The organism is Streptomyces sp. NPDC013317, from assembly GCF_055563155.1.
The window spans coordinates 30,085-45,075 of sequence record NZ_JBVHDX010000028.1 but is presented as its reverse complement, the minus strand read 5'-3'; the positions used below and the strand labels follow the sequence as shown (position 1 = coordinate 45,075).

General features: G+C 62.9%; 10 protein-coding genes and 2 pseudogenes. 7 read left to right on the top strand and 5 right to left on the bottom strand.

The window, feature by feature from the left end:
• Positions 1–201: 201 nt before the first annotated feature.
• The 3 genes from ACZ3IJ_RS35990 to ACZ3IJ_RS35980 form a co-directional block, all read right to left on the bottom strand.
• A complete protein-coding gene (locus ACZ3IJ_RS35990) occupies positions 202–3,000 on the bottom strand; it encodes a helix-turn-helix transcriptional regulator (protein ID WP_467475407.1) in 2,799 nt (932 codons plus the stop codon).
• 643 nt (positions 3,001–3,643) lie between these two features.
• A complete protein-coding gene (locus tag ACZ3IJ_RS35985; protein WP_467475405.1) occupies positions 3,644–4,453 on the bottom strand; it encodes a hypothetical protein in 810 nt (269 codons plus the stop codon).
• Positions 4,454–4,642: 189 nt separating this feature from the next.
• Positions 4,643–5,494, bottom strand: a complete 852-nt coding sequence (locus tag ACZ3IJ_RS35980) for a hypothetical protein (RefSeq protein WP_467475403.1) — start codon at positions 5,492–5,494, stop codon at positions 4,643–4,645.
• A gap of 1,498 nt (positions 5,495–6,992) precedes the next feature.
• Between ACZ3IJ_RS35980 and ACZ3IJ_RS35975 the strand changes: the two genes are divergently transcribed.
• The 6 genes and pseudogenes from ACZ3IJ_RS35975 to ACZ3IJ_RS35950 all read left to right on the top strand — a co-directional run bounded on the left by ACZ3IJ_RS35975 (position 6,993) and on the right by ACZ3IJ_RS35950 (position 11,759).
• Positions 6,993–7,529, top strand: coding sequence for a hypothetical protein (locus tag ACZ3IJ_RS35975; protein WP_467475400.1), 537 nt, complete (start codon positions 6,993–6,995; stop codon positions 7,527–7,529).
• 5 nt (positions 7,530–7,534) lie between these two features.
• Complete coding sequence (locus tag ACZ3IJ_RS35970; RefSeq protein ID WP_467475398.1) at positions 7,535–7,684, top strand: hypothetical protein; 150 nt, start codon at positions 7,535–7,537, stop codon at positions 7,682–7,684.
• A gap of 235 nt (positions 7,685–7,919) precedes the next feature.
• Positions 7,920–8,066 (top strand): annotated as a pseudogene (locus ACZ3IJ_RS35965) (integrase core domain-containing protein); the annotation flags it as partial.
• 55 nt (positions 8,067–8,121) lie between these two features.
• Positions 8,122–9,011, top strand: a pseudogene (locus tag ACZ3IJ_RS35960) (IS5 family transposase).
• Between the two features lie 488 nt (positions 9,012–9,499).
• Positions 9,500–10,606, top strand: coding sequence for a PAS domain-containing protein (locus ACZ3IJ_RS35955; RefSeq protein ID WP_467475396.1), 1,107 nt, complete (start codon positions 9,500–9,502; stop codon positions 10,604–10,606).
• 586 nt (positions 10,607–11,192) lie between these two features.
• Entirely contained in the window at positions 11,193–11,759 is a 567-nt protein-coding gene (locus ACZ3IJ_RS35950; protein WP_467475394.1) for a hypothetical protein, read from the top strand.
• A gap of 467 nt (positions 11,760–12,226) precedes the next feature.
• Here ACZ3IJ_RS35950 and ACZ3IJ_RS35945 read toward each other — a convergent pair whose 3' ends face one another.
• Positions 12,227–12,538, bottom strand: coding sequence for a putative quinol monooxygenase (locus tag ACZ3IJ_RS35945; RefSeq protein WP_467475392.1), 312 nt, complete (start codon positions 12,536–12,538; stop codon positions 12,227–12,229).
• Positions 12,539–12,869: 331 nt separating this feature from the next.
• Here ACZ3IJ_RS35945 and ACZ3IJ_RS35940 point away from each other — a divergent pair, with 331 nt between their 5' ends.
• Positions 12,870–13,013 carry a hypothetical protein gene (locus ACZ3IJ_RS35940; RefSeq protein ID WP_467475390.1) on the top strand — a complete coding sequence of 48 codons (144 nt, stop codon included), beginning with the start codon at positions 12,870–12,872 and terminating at the stop codon, positions 13,011–13,013.
• A gap of 103 nt (positions 13,014–13,116) precedes the next feature.
• On the opposite strand, the gene ACZ3IJ_RS35935 is transcribed toward ACZ3IJ_RS35940, so the two are convergent.
• Positions 13,117–14,625 carry a Vps62-related protein gene (locus ACZ3IJ_RS35935; RefSeq protein ID WP_467475388.1) on the bottom strand — a complete coding sequence of 503 codons (1,509 nt, stop codon included), beginning with the start codon at positions 14,623–14,625 and terminating at the stop codon, positions 13,117–13,119.
• Positions 14,626–14,991: the final 366 nt, after the last annotated feature.

The following is a 14,991-nucleotide window of genomic DNA, read 5'->3' as shown; positions in this document are numbered from 1 at the left end:
GTCATCCCCGCAACTACCTGGCCTTCCTCGGCCTCACCGCAGCCCTCTGCTGCTACAAGCGACTTCTCCGCCTCACCACATAGGACACGGTCATAGACCGGCAGGGAGGCTGTCACTTGACATTCGTGTATACACGTTCGCCCGCCGCCCATCCTGCGGCAGAGAACCTTGCCCTGCGCGAGATCTCGGCAGCGATGAGTGTCATCGGGGCCCCTCAGGTTGCTCGGACACGTGAGCTGTGCGGAGCTGACGCCGGGAAGCGAGTTCGAGTTTGGTGAAGATGTTGCCCAGGTGGTATTCCACCGTCTTGACGCTGATGTAGAGCCGCTTGGCGACCTCCTTGTTCGTCATTCCCTCGGCCACCAACAGGGCGACGGCACGCTCACGTTCGGTCAGCATGCCGTCAGATGCGGGCGCGGGTGTCGTGGGGGATGGCTTGCTGAGACCGCTGAGCTCGCGCGCGTCGCTCTCGGCACGTGCGGCGAGAGAGGGGGCACCGACCGAGAGAAGATGTCGTTGCGCCTTGTCGAGATGCTCCAGAGCAGCCTCGGGCTCGGCGGCGCGCAGTACCCTGCCGTAGGCATATTCCAGCCGGGCGCGGTGGAGTGGGAGTTCGTCTGGCTCGGCCGGCAGGCGCAGCGCGGTTTCGTATGCCTCTTGCGCGCTGTCCGGTTCCCCGTGGGCTTCAGCCAGCACCCCAACTAGCCAGCGCGCCGTCAGCTTCAGGCTTGGCACGTCCTCGGCTAGGGCTTCGAGCCGGGCGAGCGCGTCAGCGGCGTCTTCCAGCCGGCCTGCCCAGGCGCAGGCCTCGACCTGGAGGGGGAGCCACCAGCTCTGAAAGTTGCTGACACTGGGTGCGGGGAGACGCGCAAGCGCCTGGCTCATGGCATCGGCATCGCCTCGTGCCTGGGCGAGGATGACCTCTGCCATGACCGGGTACACCAGGTCCAGCGGCAGCCCGGTGCGCATGGCCGCCTCTTCGGCTGACTGCAGTTGGTCTTCAGCGACTTCCCACTCTCCCTCGGCAGCCGCTTTCATCGACGCGACCGCGTGTCTGGCCGCAGAATCGAACGACTGTCCGATCGGCGCGGCGGCCGCCAGCGCCTTGGTCGCTGTGACGGTCGCGTCCTCCCAAATGCCGACGAGGTACTGAAGCGCGGCGAGCATGAAGTATTCACAGATCTGCGCATCATCCGCCTCCCCGATCGGTTGGCGGCGCGTCAGCGGCCTGAGGTTGCTGGAACCGGCGTGCAGCTCGTTGGCCATTTCGCGAAGGACTCCGCGCGGATTACACAGGAGGCCGGCCGCGAGTTCGGTCCGGGCGCCCGATTCGGCGTCTCCCCTGCCCGGTGCTGCGTCCGGCATTGGCAGAGGCAGCCGGGTGATGCTCTTTGCAGCCAGGGTCATCAGATGGCGTGCGTAGTTGACGGCATGAGGTGCGGGGAGGTCGAGCCCGATAGCCTGCAGAAGTATAGGCATTGCCTTGTCCAGCCGGTGCTGCCGACTGTAGGTGGCGCCCAGAAGCACGGATGCCAGGGCTGCCACAGATGGGGATTCCTCGGCTTCGGCGGTCCTGATTGCCTCTGCGAAGTGCGACTGCGCCTCCTGGAAGTCGCCCTTTGCATAGGCGATCCCGCCGAGGGCGCAGGTGCGGGCAGCGGATTGCGCGCACGATTCCACGGCTCCTAGAAGGCGGAGACAACGCGAATAGTCCCTCGCCAGCAGGATGCGCAGGGCCCCTCTGAGGACACGATGATCGTGTTCCTCCGGGGTCTCGGAAAGATCGGCCGCCCACAGGTCGAAGGTAGCCGCTCGGGCGAGTTGTCCGCTGGAGGCGAGCCGGTCGGATTCGGCTTCGAGTTCGGCCGACAGCGTGGGATCGACCTGGCCGGCGGCAGCAGCCACGCGGTGCGGCCAAGCTGTGCTCGCGTCCACCAGCTCGGCGGCCGCGGCGTGCAGCGCCACATGGCGCGTCGGGGGCATCGACTGGAGAATGACCTCTTGCTGCATCGTGTGCTTGATCTGTATGGGGGTCAGCGGCTCACTGGGCCTCCACTGGACCAGGCCGGAAGCGAGAGCCTGGCTGAGCGCCGCCGCAGGGTCGGCGACACCGGCGGTCTGAGCGGCGCGCGCCAAAGGGACCGTTCCACCGAGAACGGCGAGTGCCTCCACGAGGCATCGGCTCTCCTTACCGAGCCGGTTCAGGGCCTGCTGCACCACGGCTGTCAATGCTTCGGGTGTCGGCAGGGCAAAGTCTGGGGCTGCCAGATCGTGCAGTGAGGTCTCAGCGAAGAGGGAGTGCAGGTAAAGAGGGTTCCCGTGGGTGTGGGCGATCAGTCGGCCGATCGCTGCCGCGCTGAGCGGCCCGACGCGCAGAGCCCGGGCGAGTTGAAGGACGTCGTGTTCCTCCATGCCGGTCAGGGGAAGCAGCAACCCGTGCTCGGCAGATGTGACGATCCGCTGCCACCGTGACCCAGTCCGTGCCACGTCCATACCGGGCAGGGCGCCGCCGTCTGGCCGGGCGGTCAGCACGATGAACACCCGCTCATGCCACATGCGCCGGGTCAGAAATCCCAGACAAGCCACCGACGCAGCGTCCGCCCACTGCACGTTGTCGATGACGAGCACCACAGGACGCGCCCGCTGGGCCGTGGTGAGGACTCCGAGAAGTTCGGCTCCGACCCCCCCAAGCTGCGCTTCCGTGAGATTGCCCTTGGCCAGGAGCGTTGTGCCCGCGAGCGCGGTTGACGATAGTCCGCGGACAAGCTGGTCGATCACTCCGTACGCGTAATCTTGCTCGAACGGGTCGCAGGACGCCCGGAAAACGCTCATGTCGGTGAGGTCGTCCTCCAGCCGGTGAGCCAGCGCGGTCTTGCCGATGCCTGCCTCGCCCGTTACGGCCACGATCCAGGGCACACCCTTGCGAACCTCGGACACGCACGCCTGCAATTGCTCGAGCTCGTGTCTGCGGCCGACAAATGCGGTGGCGATGCCGGTCATGACCGGCATCCGGAGCCAGTTTTCATTCCCTCCATTATGATGCATTGCGGGGCAACGCGAACACTTTTTGTGCGAATGCACAAGTCGTGTGTCACGAGCGAGTGGCAGAGCCCAAGTGGAACAAGGGGAGTGCTAACTCCAATTTTTGTCGGCAGTCTCTACACAGAGTGTCGACAGATGCCCGTCTTCGTAGCAATGCCGAGACGCTGCCCAATCGGTAGGCCCCAGCTCATCGCAAGCGGCACGTGACGGAGACGGACGAAAATGTTCACTGGTTGACGAACACCTGTCGGCGCCTGGCCCGCTTTGGCTGTATAGAGCCAGTCTGCCCTGATGACGCTCATGCCACACGGCCCCGCCCCGGCGACGACTTCAGCGGTCACATCGGCCGACAGGCCCTGTCCCTACGTTACGGATGATCACTGCACGGGACGTGTATTCTCACCACCCGGCCAATGATCAACCGTCAAAGGCTCGACGTCTCCCGTGCACGAACTCGTAACGGGAGGTGCATCTGCGTGTGCCGGTTCGCCGCACTGCGGGTGGCTTCTGCGGCAGCTGGACTCCGACGGCCCCACGCAGCGCGCTGGCACGGAGCGAAGGTGCAGCTGGTTACAGACCCGACGGGCGGTTGTGTTGGACCTCACCCTGATAGATCCTCCAGGGCGCCAAATGTAATCGCGCCTATCTGAGTTTCCGTGAATTCGGCAACCTCCGGGAAGTTCTGTAGCAGCTCCACATGCGCGTTTATGATCTTCTCAATGACTTCCGTGTACTCCTCTACAAAAGCTAGCAGATGCTTGTAGTCCGAGTACCATGCGTCCGTCTCGCGAGTCCTGCCGAACGTATATTTTCCATCCGTCAGCTTCACGAAATGCCCGGTTTCACCATAGGGCTCAATGATGGTGGAGAGAATTGTGTCATCGTGTTCGCCGGCGTCTGGTTCGTGCTCCTGCTCGGTGACCCAGTCGGACTCTCGCTCCTGCTCGGTGACCCAATCGGACTCTCGCTCCTGCTCGGTGACCCAATCGGACTCTCGCTCCTGCAGACTGGCCCAGTCGCGCCCTTCCCTCTGGAAACTGTAAACCCATTCTCCCTCTGAAACCTTGCAGTACTCAGTGCCAGGAATATCCGCGAAGTACGGGTTGGGTATCGGGTATTCTTCTCCTTGTTCGAGCTTCACCAGGGCGCTATCCAGCCAATCAAGCAAAACAGTCCGGCTCCCCGTAGAGGCTTCAAGATTCTGTCGCATATCTGAATCCCATGGAAACCATTCGGAAATCAGGCCCGGAAGCTTGTCGGAAGCAAACCATGTTGAGTCTTTGAATAGTGCGCCCAGCCGTGCCCGATGGGCGATAATCCGTTCCTTAAGTTGAGTATCCTCTTCTTCTGTACCGGGTTCTTCAAGATAATTCCGAAGTGCTTGCGCCAGATCTTCATCGGAAATTGACATGGATTTCCTCCTGATTGATCTAAAACTGTTTGCGTCAACGAGTATACGAGGTTTGCACGACCTTCCACTGGCTACTTAAAATGCGACCTCCCGGGTGGCCGCCCCCTCGCGGCAACGCTAAATGTACGAACCGTTCGGCTGCACCAGTAGTTCAACTAGATCGCTGGCGGTCTTTCGGAGAAGGGCTAACTAATTCTTCTTCCCTTTCTCTTCCTCTCCCTCCGGATGAATTATGTATGCGTCATTCCCGAGATCTGTTTTCGGAGGCGTCTCGGAAGTGCTCCTGCCGACTTCCGAATAGGTTATTCCGTCTTCTGCGTGGATCAAATATTGATCTCTGTCGATGATGTCCATCTTCTCCTTCCGTTCAGATCGGGAGTCGTCGTACTCCTCGCCCAGGGCTTCACTGATAAACTTGTCAGCCAGCCTCTGCTCCTCTTTCTCCTGTTCAGTCAGGCGCTCTTGCTTGGCTTTCCGATCCTCGGCGATGGTGGCCTTTATCTCGTCATTGATGATGGCCATAGACCGGTTGTACGACTCTTGCACGTCATCCGAAAGAGCCAAAGGCTTTTCATGTGTGACGATCCGGAATTCATCGATGAATCGGTGCAGAGGATCCGCATCGTTTCGCTTTGCGAGTACTTTATCGCTTGCCTGTTGCCAGGTGAGTTTCGGGTGGTCGACCAGCTTCTTAGTGATGAGAACCTCCTCAACCTTCTCCCTGACTTTAATGAAGAGGGCTGCAGGGCTGCCCTGATGACTACTAATCGTCTCGGCCAAATGGTTAGCGGCTTTCCGGAAAAGTTGTTCTATGTTTTGATCCCTTCCTAGTCTTGAGGCTTGCTTCCGGGGGCGCTTAGGAAGCTCGAAACTCTGTGATCTCCCTAGAATTTCTTTGGCCACCCTGCTCCTGGCAGCTTCGTAGCTTCCGGCTTCCCGGGAGAGAATTTCTGCTGCTCTCTTCGCGCTTCTCTGGTCAAATCCTTGTCTCTTAAGAAGGCTTACAAGTTGCGCACGTGCGGGTGTCTCAAACTCCTCCATCGGAGCCTCCTGAAAAAGTTGAAGAGGGTAATGCAATGCAGGTACGGTAGCGTCAGGTCCATGAAAATCGCCAAGCGGAGCGATCTCTCGGCAGTAAGTACCCCCGCATCGCAGCGACCAGAATGGGAGAATGCAGTGCCTATTTTGTTTCATCGTAGGTCGGCTATTTTCCGCGCTCTTTCGATCGCCGGGGAATGATTCATCATCCCGTCAATTGCCTGAAGGGATTTGCCTTGACGTCTAAGAGTGTCAGCCGGTAGGTCGAATGTCTGGAGGCAATTTTTTGCAATGTTTTCCTGTGACTCTCACCAATTCACGGATCAGTATGACCGGGGACGGAGCATGATCCTAGGAACTTTCGGGAACCCGTTGGGGATGTCTTCCCCTGGAGCTTCCCACGAAATTGATCTTCGATACGCCCCCAGGGTGCGGCTGAAGCGACGGAGTTGATGTCGAGTTGTGGGGGAGGTTGAGCCTGCTGCTGCGGGGGACTGAGGGCAGGCCCCGCAGCCGGGACGGAAACGGTACTCGGACCGGCTGGTACTCCAAGGCATCCTGTTCGTGCACCCCGGATCGTTTGGGGACACTCGCCGTAGGGGCTCGACTCGGATCCAGAGTGACCTGCTCATGCCATAGGGTGTATGAACTGAGACGCGACCAGGTTGTGGCTGCTCCAAGATGGTCCTCGCCGAGCGCTGCGGCGCGGAACGCCGTCCGCACTCAACATTCTGACCACGGCGTCACTGATATCCCGCTCGCCGCCCCCTTCTCCGGCGTCCACTGTTCGACGCTCCCCTGCGGCCAGCTGCTGAGCAAGGGCTGTGTAGCGGGGCAGCAGGTACACGGTCAACCGGACAGCGTTGAGTCGATGAACTCCTGTCACGTCGTTGTCGAAGGGGGGTGAACGTTTCCCGAGATCAGGCGATCGGCCTGCAATCTGGGCATAGGGAGGGACCAGATCCCGGCCAGACGGGCGGGGGCCGGGGCAGAACATGCCGGCCATCCACAACCCAAATCTGCGCCCCGGCCGAGTATGCACACCACGGGCGAATGGTCCGTGCGGCTCGAGGTCCTCGCGTGCGGCGGCGTGATCTAGTGAACGACGAGTGCGATCCGGCCAGTCGCGGCGCGCCACAGTCCCCATCTTCTCTTCACGCTCGATCGCCCGCCGGGCGGGCTGTTGCCAGGGTCATCCATGCCGCCCCAGTGGCCGCCATATGCCCTCCGCCCCGTGCACGGGAGGCGATGCCTCTGATCTTTGAGATGCCGAGTCACGAAGGAGATGCCCGGCTGCACCACTGGCGGGAACCGTCCAAGAGTGAATCGAGATGAGGCCGTCCGGATGTACCGCGAGTACTGCTCTAAAGGTTGCCCCTTAGGAGCCTGAGCGATTCCGATAATTCGCTTCACTTGACCAGGGGGTGACACACTCCGCTGCGGCGGCAGGCCGGTGTCCTTGGTGCCATTCGTGACACTACGAGGCAAGAATGGAACTGCAATGGATTTCACGTGGGAAGTTGAGTCCGGAGAAAAGGGGCATCTATTTTTTACGGGGGCTCCCGCATCCACTATTGAAGAGGCGGAATACGATCCTGCCTACAAGACTTTTCAAGTAGTTTTTGACTGGCAGAGGGACTTCCTATTCCGTCTGAAGACGGCGAGGAAAATCTTCCACGGCAGAGCAGCTGTGAAGCTCCCGGTAGAGGTACTCTTTCAAATGTATCCGCAGGCCACCCATCCATCCAGCGCCGAGATTTCATTTCTCGATATCACCTTCCCTTCCGATAGTGGTCAGCTCACGTGGCCGCGCGGTATCTGGGTGGACGGGAAAGTGACGGGAAGCAGGAATGCGGGCTGGAGCGATGGGGCCTCGGGGATCACTCTCAGCTTCGATTTTCTTATTCATAATCGTTTTTCCCCCGGGGCGCCCGAGGAGGTCGGAGCTGAAGTTGTGATCTGGGGGGATGGCAGGGTCGAGCCAAAGGTGGCTAACGGCCTGCAGTTGAACAGTATGCAGATTGAGGAGAGGAATTGATTGGCATGGAAGAATTCCCCGACCCGAATGAGGAGATCTCGGAAGAAGGGGGCGCCGAGATTGAGGAGTATGAGGTGAATGACATAGGTGTAGCGAACGAATGGATGGAATACTTGGAGGAGTCCGGAGAAGAGTTTGAGATTACTTTGGAATGACGACCGAGCTTCTCCTAATGTGAGTGTGCTGGCCCTGAGTCTTTCCTTCCTCGGTCTGATTCTGAGGACGGCGGCGTGGACGGGGCTCGTGCGGGTCGTCGAGGAGCGCGGCTTGCGCAGGAGCCGCCGGGGCTTGAGGAGGTCTGCTTGGTGTGCGGAGCGAGCAGGTCCTGACTGGCAACGCAAGGGCCTGGCCAAGGCCGTCCTGGCCGGCCTCGGCACCACGGGCGCACTCACCCGCGCCTACTGGCCACAGACCAACGGCAAGGTCGAACGCTTCCACTGCGCCCTGTTCGACGAATGGGCCTACCAGCGGCCCTACGCATCGAACACTGAGGGGCCCGAAGCCCTGGCAGACTTCGTCCACACCTACAACCGCCATCTCTGGCCTCAACAACGCTGCAGGGCAATACACCTAGGGCCCGATAATTGATCTTGTGGTGGTTCGTGGTGAGCTGACGGATGCGGCATGGGCACGGATATCGCCGTTGTTGCCGGGCGTTGATAGGCGTGGTCGGCTGGGGCGGGACCACCGGTAGGTGATCAACGGGGTGTAGGAGGTTGCGGAACGGTGCTCCGTCGCGTGACCTGTCGGAGCCCTATGGGCCGTGGCAGGCGTCTGCGAGCGGTTCGCCCGCTGGGAGGCGGATGGCACGCGGGCCCGCCTGCTGGAGCAGGTCCAGATCCGGGACGATTCCGTCGGAACTGTGGAGTGGACCGTGTCGGTCGACTCCACCATCAGCCGAGCCCACCAGCACGCCGTCGGCGCCCAAGAGGGGCGACGGGTGACGAACTGGAAGATCCGGCACCTGAGGCGCCGCGGGGCATGCGCTCGGCAGGTCCCGCGGCGGGCTGACCATCAAATTCATCTCGCCTGCGACGGCCGGGGCCTTGCCCCTGGCCGTCGTGGACTACGCCCGGCAACCTCAGCAGCTCCACCGTCTTCGCATAGGGCCCTGAGAGTCCCCGGACCGCCGCCGGACGCCCCCCGCAGGCACGGTGTGGTCATCGCGGACAAGACGTGCTCGTCACGCGATCCGCCAGACCCTGCTCATTGAGGAACATCCGGGCGGTCATCCCAGAACGGGCCGACCAGAAAGCCAACCGCGTGAGGCGTGGACAGGCCGGCGGCAGGCCGCCGGCCTTCGACCGCGAGCTCTACAAGAGCCGCAACGGGTCGAAGCTGCTTCAACCGCCGCAAGCAGTTCCACGCGATCGCCACCCGCTTCGACGAGGTCGCCACCCGCTGCAAAGCCGGAGCCCACCTCGCCTCACTCATCCTCCGGCTCGCGAATCAACCCAAGATCGATTGCCAGAGAAGAGTTAAGTGCCATCACAGCATGGAGGACATATCGTCCGCATATGAGTGGTATGTGGTGTGACTGGTGTGGTAGCAGGATTTCCGGTCGAGTGGCGGCCCGCGGGCGCGTCTACTGTCGACGGGCGCATCGACAGGCAGCGTGGCGTGCCCGGCGCCGGTGGCAGGAGGCGGCGCCCGCACGGGGGGGAGTGGCGATGGCCGGTGAGCTCTTGCTTCTGCACGTCACACGTGTCGCGCGGCTTCCCCTGGAGCCGCCGCAGCCGGGATGGCACTGCGCTGCCGTGGCCGGGGTGCCTGATCTGGCAGGCCAGCTGGTCCGCGCTGCGGTGCTGGCCGACAGGCAGGCTGGAGCGAGCTGGGCGCAGATTGGCGCGGGGCTGGGTATCAGCGCCGAGGCGGCCCGCGGTCGCTTCGGCCGTAGCCGCGACTCCTCGCCCAATGACCGGTGCGGGTGACGGGCATGCGGCGCCCCGCCCCCCAGCGATGGGGAAGAGGTGCCGGACGCTGTCCTGGCCGAAATAGTGAGGAACACCGGCGCATCGGTGGGCCTCGTCTATCTGCTGCCACCGGGGGAGCGGGTGCTGCACCTGGTGCTGGTCTCCGGGGTGTCCCGACAGATCGACGCCCCCTGGGCTCGTATCCCGGTCGACGCCGGGATCCCGGTGGCAGACGCGATGCGCCAGCGGAAGAACTCGCCCGCTGTTATCCCCGGCTTGGGATTGTACTGCCGTACGAGTTCAGGCTGGCTGCCGCCCTATCACCAGCGGCACCGCAGCGTTGGGTGGCATCGTGCTCTTGTGGCCGTCTGGCACCCGCCGCAGCTCAGCACGGCTGAACAGGAGACGATCGCTGTCTGCTGCCGCCAGGCGGCAACGCTCCTTGACCAGGCCGCCGACGGCCGTGCAATCCGGCCCCGTGAGGAGTTCCGCGTGCTTCCCGCGCTCCACCCCCGCCAAGCTGGCCCGGCCCAGGCCCACGCCGCCCTGGACTTCGCCGCCCGGCTGCCCGTGGGATGCTGCGCGCTCGACCTGGACGGCCGGCTCACTTTCATCAACCCGGCCGGCGCCGAGCTGGTCGGCTCCGGTGCCGCTTCCCTGCTGGGAAAACGCCCCTGGGAGGTGCTCCTGTGGCTGTACGACCCGGCATTCGAAGACCGCTACCGCCAGGCGGTGGTCACCCGGCGGCCCACCTCGTTCACCGCCACGCGCCCACCCGACACCCGTTTGTATTTCCAGCTCTACCTGGACGACAGCGGCATCAGCGTCCACATCACCCCCACTGGCGGGGAGCCGGACGATGCGCCAACGGCGGCCCCGTCGCCGGGCGGGCTCCTCGGCGCGACAGCGCTGTACCACCTCACTCACTTGGCCACTGCCCTGTCCGAGGCTATCGGCATGCAGGATGTGGTCGAGTGCGCCGCGGACCAGATCGTGCCCGCGTTCGGCCCCAAGGCCCTGGCTTTGCTGACCGTGGACGACGGACGGCTGCGGATCACCGGCTACCGCGGATACGGCCCGGAACTCATAGGACGCTTTGATGCGGCTCCCCTGAACTCCAACACCCCCGTCGTCCATGTCATCACCACAGGCGTGCCCAGCTGATCAGAGACCGCCTCGTTCAGCAGCACGATCGAGAAGTGCCACCGACAACCGACTGAACCATCCCGCGTGCCCCCAGCGCGCCTTCGACCCCGAGGAGGGCCCACGTCCTGTACCTGCGGGCGCTCGCAGGTAGAACAAGGTGATGAGGTAAACACGCTCGCGGCCGTTGAGTAGAGACTTCTTTCCGTGCGTTGCGAGGCGCGTTGGCGGCGCGTATTTCGTACCGTTGCTGTTGGCCGATCAGTCACGGTATCGGGATCGCCGCTGGTCATACGAGTAGATGCGGATCGTCCGGCTGTGCGGTCGGGTGGGAGTCCGGCGCGGGTGCGCCTTGCTGACCGGTCAACAGATGACGCAGACGCACGCGGCTGGCAGCGTTCCTGATCTGTGCCGTCGGGGCTTCGGTCCTGATCTTCGTGGCCGTGGCGGCCCGAAGCCGCCGTCGAGGAAATGTTTCCCATCTGGGCAAAGACGATTTCCCGCCCGTACTCCCCGATCGCGGGGATCGCCGGGTACGCATCTGCCAGAGTGAGCAAGGAACACGGAAGATGAAGGCGGCGCTCCAGCGAAGCAGAGTCTGGTTTGCATGTGCAGTGCTCTGAGCGGTGCCTGCCAGGGATTTGCTTCAGTGCAGACGACCCAGAAGCGGCCCGCCGCCGGCAGGCGCATTCGAAGCCTTCTTCGAAGCCCTGGCTCCGTGGCAGCGACCGTCACCGAATACGCCTTGGACCGGAAGGTGCACATGGATTCACTGATCGAACTCGCTATGAAAACCGCCCGTGGCTCCCTGTGCAGGTACCGGATGGGCGCGGTCGTCGCGTCCGGCCCCCGTGTGCTTGCAGCCAGGACCAATAGGCGTCGCAATTCACCCCGCATCGACTTTCGGCACGCCACCTTCCACGCGGAGGAGGCGGCAGTGCGACGGGTTCGCAACCCGATAGGAACCGTCCTGTACGTGGCTCGGATCAACGCTGCTGGGGATGCCGTGATGGCTCGCCCCTGCGAACGCTGCCAGCACGCACTCAAAACGGCAGGGGTCATCGGCGCCTACTACACCACGTGGGACGGGTCGGTGGCCTACATGGGCCTCATGTGCCCCGACCCAGTGAGCCCAATTCCGACCCGTCGGGCGGTTGGGCTGACAGATGGGTGAGCTCCTGGTGGATGGGTTCCGGCTAAGAAGAATCCACCAGAACAGTTGTGTACATACCTACCGTATATGTCCTCTTCCATGGCACCGGCGGCGGTCCGCACCCGTTGGCGCGATCAGCCGAATCCGCTCGGCGAGGCGCTGCGCCGCGGGCTGCACCCGTGGCGGGATGTCGGCTACGGCTGAAAGTGGACCAGTGCGACGCTTGAAAGTTGACCCCTTCAGGGTCTGACTCATTGAGTCAGGCCGGGAGGAGTGGTGATCAGCGTGGAGGACTGGGCGGAGATCCGCCGGCTTCACCATGCTGACGAGATCCCGCTGAAGGGTGGATGGCAGATGGCGGATCTGGTGGATCCGCCTGTCGGTGGTGGTGAAGTGATGTCGTGGAGAGAAGTGCCCGGACCGGAGTACGGGCGGTCCGGGCCTTCGACAGGCTGAGCGGGAGGGCCTGTGCCGGCGGTCCGGGGCGGTCAGTCGGCGGTGACCGGCTTGTCAGCGATAACGTCGACCAGGCGGATGTCCGGGTCTCCGGCCAGAAGCTTGCCTCCGATCTCGCCGAGCGCCGCAGGGATGCGGCCGGTGAGGTGTGCCTGGCGGGCAGTCTCGTCCTCGAACGCGTCGAAGATCCCGAAAGTGGAGGCATCCACCTGGAAGGCATACCAGACACGGGTGCCGGGTTCCTGCTCGACAATCTCCCGGCCACTGCGCAGAAACGCGGCCACATCAGCCTCCTTGCCCTCCTGGGCCGTGAGAAGAGCCAGTACACCGAACCTCAGAGCCATCTTCTTCCCCTTCACCTCTTGCGTGGTTTACCGTTCGCAGCGGCCATCCAGGGTCCGGAATTGGACCCTCACACGGCCATACTGTCCTCGATGTCCCTGGGCCGCCACTGGATGACTGTGCGCCGAGCGGTAGCGATCCCTATCAGAGGACCCCGACGCACGCTGTGCATTTTCTCCAGGGAAGATGGTGGCGCGCCCAAGCTGGGGTTGGTACGAGGACTGAGGCGATGATCACCACGATCTTTGGGCCTCATGTTCCCCCCATGATGGACAGCTGGCGGGTTTCAGAGATGTGGGAGCCGGCGCACCAGGTGGAGAGCTTGAAGCACAGATGGCCGATGCGGTGTCCGCTGGCCTGCTGCTGCCGACATGCGGCACCTCGCTCGACGGAACCGTCGCGGTGACGGGGATGAATACTCAAAGCTGGAAGAACGCGGTGGTGCCAACCATGACGTTGAGCGACACACCCATGTAATGCTTTCGACACCGCGCAAAGCAGGGATCTTATGATTGGGGCCAGGAGAAGTGCGGTCTGCGGCATTGCGTGAGGCTGCCGCAGGCCGCGAAGAATGATCTACCTATTGCAGCGGTCCGAGTGGCGGCTGGGCGTAACTGCGGGCCATCGGTGAAGTGGGACCGTCATTGAGGATGCACTCGTCGATTGGAGTGGGCAGGCAGCCGGACGCCGGATTGCCCCAGCGGCCAAGAAAGTTGAGCCAAGCCAGTGACCCGGTGTAGGTGCCCGGCTGCTGCCACGAAAAGGGCACAAGGCTGGATGCCGTATCCCACAGAACTCCGCGGGCGGTCTCGTCGGCCAGTACGCCCCCATTGGGAAGGCCCTGGTAGACATGTATCCCAGCGTTGGGGTACGCCTCGTGGTTACCTAGCGCTGCGTAGGCGTCGGGGCGCCATTCAGCCAGGCGGACGCGCTTGTCACCGTAGTGGTACTGAGCTCCCCTTGAGTGTTGGCTGTAATAGACCTGCCTGGGCCTGTTGTTGACGAACCGGATGACCATGTGGGTCCAGTCACCGACGTGGTTGCCGAAGCTCTGCACGCCACCGATGCACCCCACTGGTGCGTCCCAGCCGATGCAGACCTCCTTTCCCTGGTTGTAGTTGTAGAACGACCAGTAAATGATGTCTGTGACATTCGATGGCGCGCCCTCATGTGTACGGCGCACGATTTCGGCGTACGTGCTCACTGGCTGGCGGTCCGGGCGCTGACCGTGCAGAAACGGCGGGTTGGCGCAGGAGTCGCAGCCCAGGGGCTGGTCGGTGACCAGGTGACCGCCTTCTTCGTGGACGTTGGCCAGGTGGTACTGAACATTCGCGGGGTAGAACTTCTCATTGGGGTGAAGCCAGATGCGGGGGGCGAGAGATCGTGCGGTGTCGGCAGTGACTGGCGTGCCTGACATGATCGGGGCATCAGTCATGCTCTCGTTGAGCACATGGTAAAGGCTGCTCCCGCCGGTATCGGTATGCGAGGGACGGGCCACGAATGTTGAGGAGGAGAGGCCGCCGGCATCAGTTGGGTCGGACTGCCATATCCCCGCATCCATGCGGGCGCCCGATCCGCTGTCGTCCCAGATCTTCAGAGCAGCGCCCTTCACCACATACGCCGACTTCACACACCGGATCAGGGAGGTGGAGGGCTTGTCGTAGCCGCGGACTGCGACGTTGCCCAGGCAGGTGTAACCCTGTGGTGCGACCGGCGCCCAGAGCGACCCGTCATGTGTCCCGCCAGACCCGCGGTCCGTCCACACGAGCTGGTAGCCCACGGGCTGAGCCAGCACTTCACTCGGTCCACTGACGATGAACGTGTTCGCCGGCGAGGTGCTGTGGGAGTCCATTGCAACGTCGCCGAGTGAGTAGTAGCCGGGGTGGCCAGTCAGGCTCGGACGCCAGATGGAGATGTCCTCATGAGCTCCGGTCCCGGAGTCGTCATAGACCCAGGTGAAGCTCGCGACGGGCCGGATCGATAGCGGCGCCAGCGTGCTGGTGGACGCGCTCGCTGCAGGCGGAGCGAGCAGAGCGGTCAGTACGCACAGAAGCAGTGCTCCGCGGCTCACTTTGGTCAGGATCTGCAAGAGCCCTCCTACGGATGGGGTGGCTTCCTACGGGGCATCGCCGAGTTCGTACTCGACAGATGGGGCATAGGCCGAGGCAGGGTGGAGGCTGACATTCATCAGGTGACAAGAGATCAGGCCACCTGCGCAGTGCTGTTTTGCATCTGCCCTATATGCATCCGGCAGAAGGCTTGCTGTGCATGCCTGCCCCGCGGCGCGCTCGAAGGGTGAGCGACGCTCAGTTCTGAATGAGGTCGAACTTTTCCCAGGATCCGACCGCCGTGCGGTTGGCGATCAGTGGTGAGGTGCCCTCGTTCTCAGCGGTGACGAGTTTGCCGTTGACGTGCGCTCGAAGACTGATGCTGTCGTCGGTGTTGTGGATGAGGT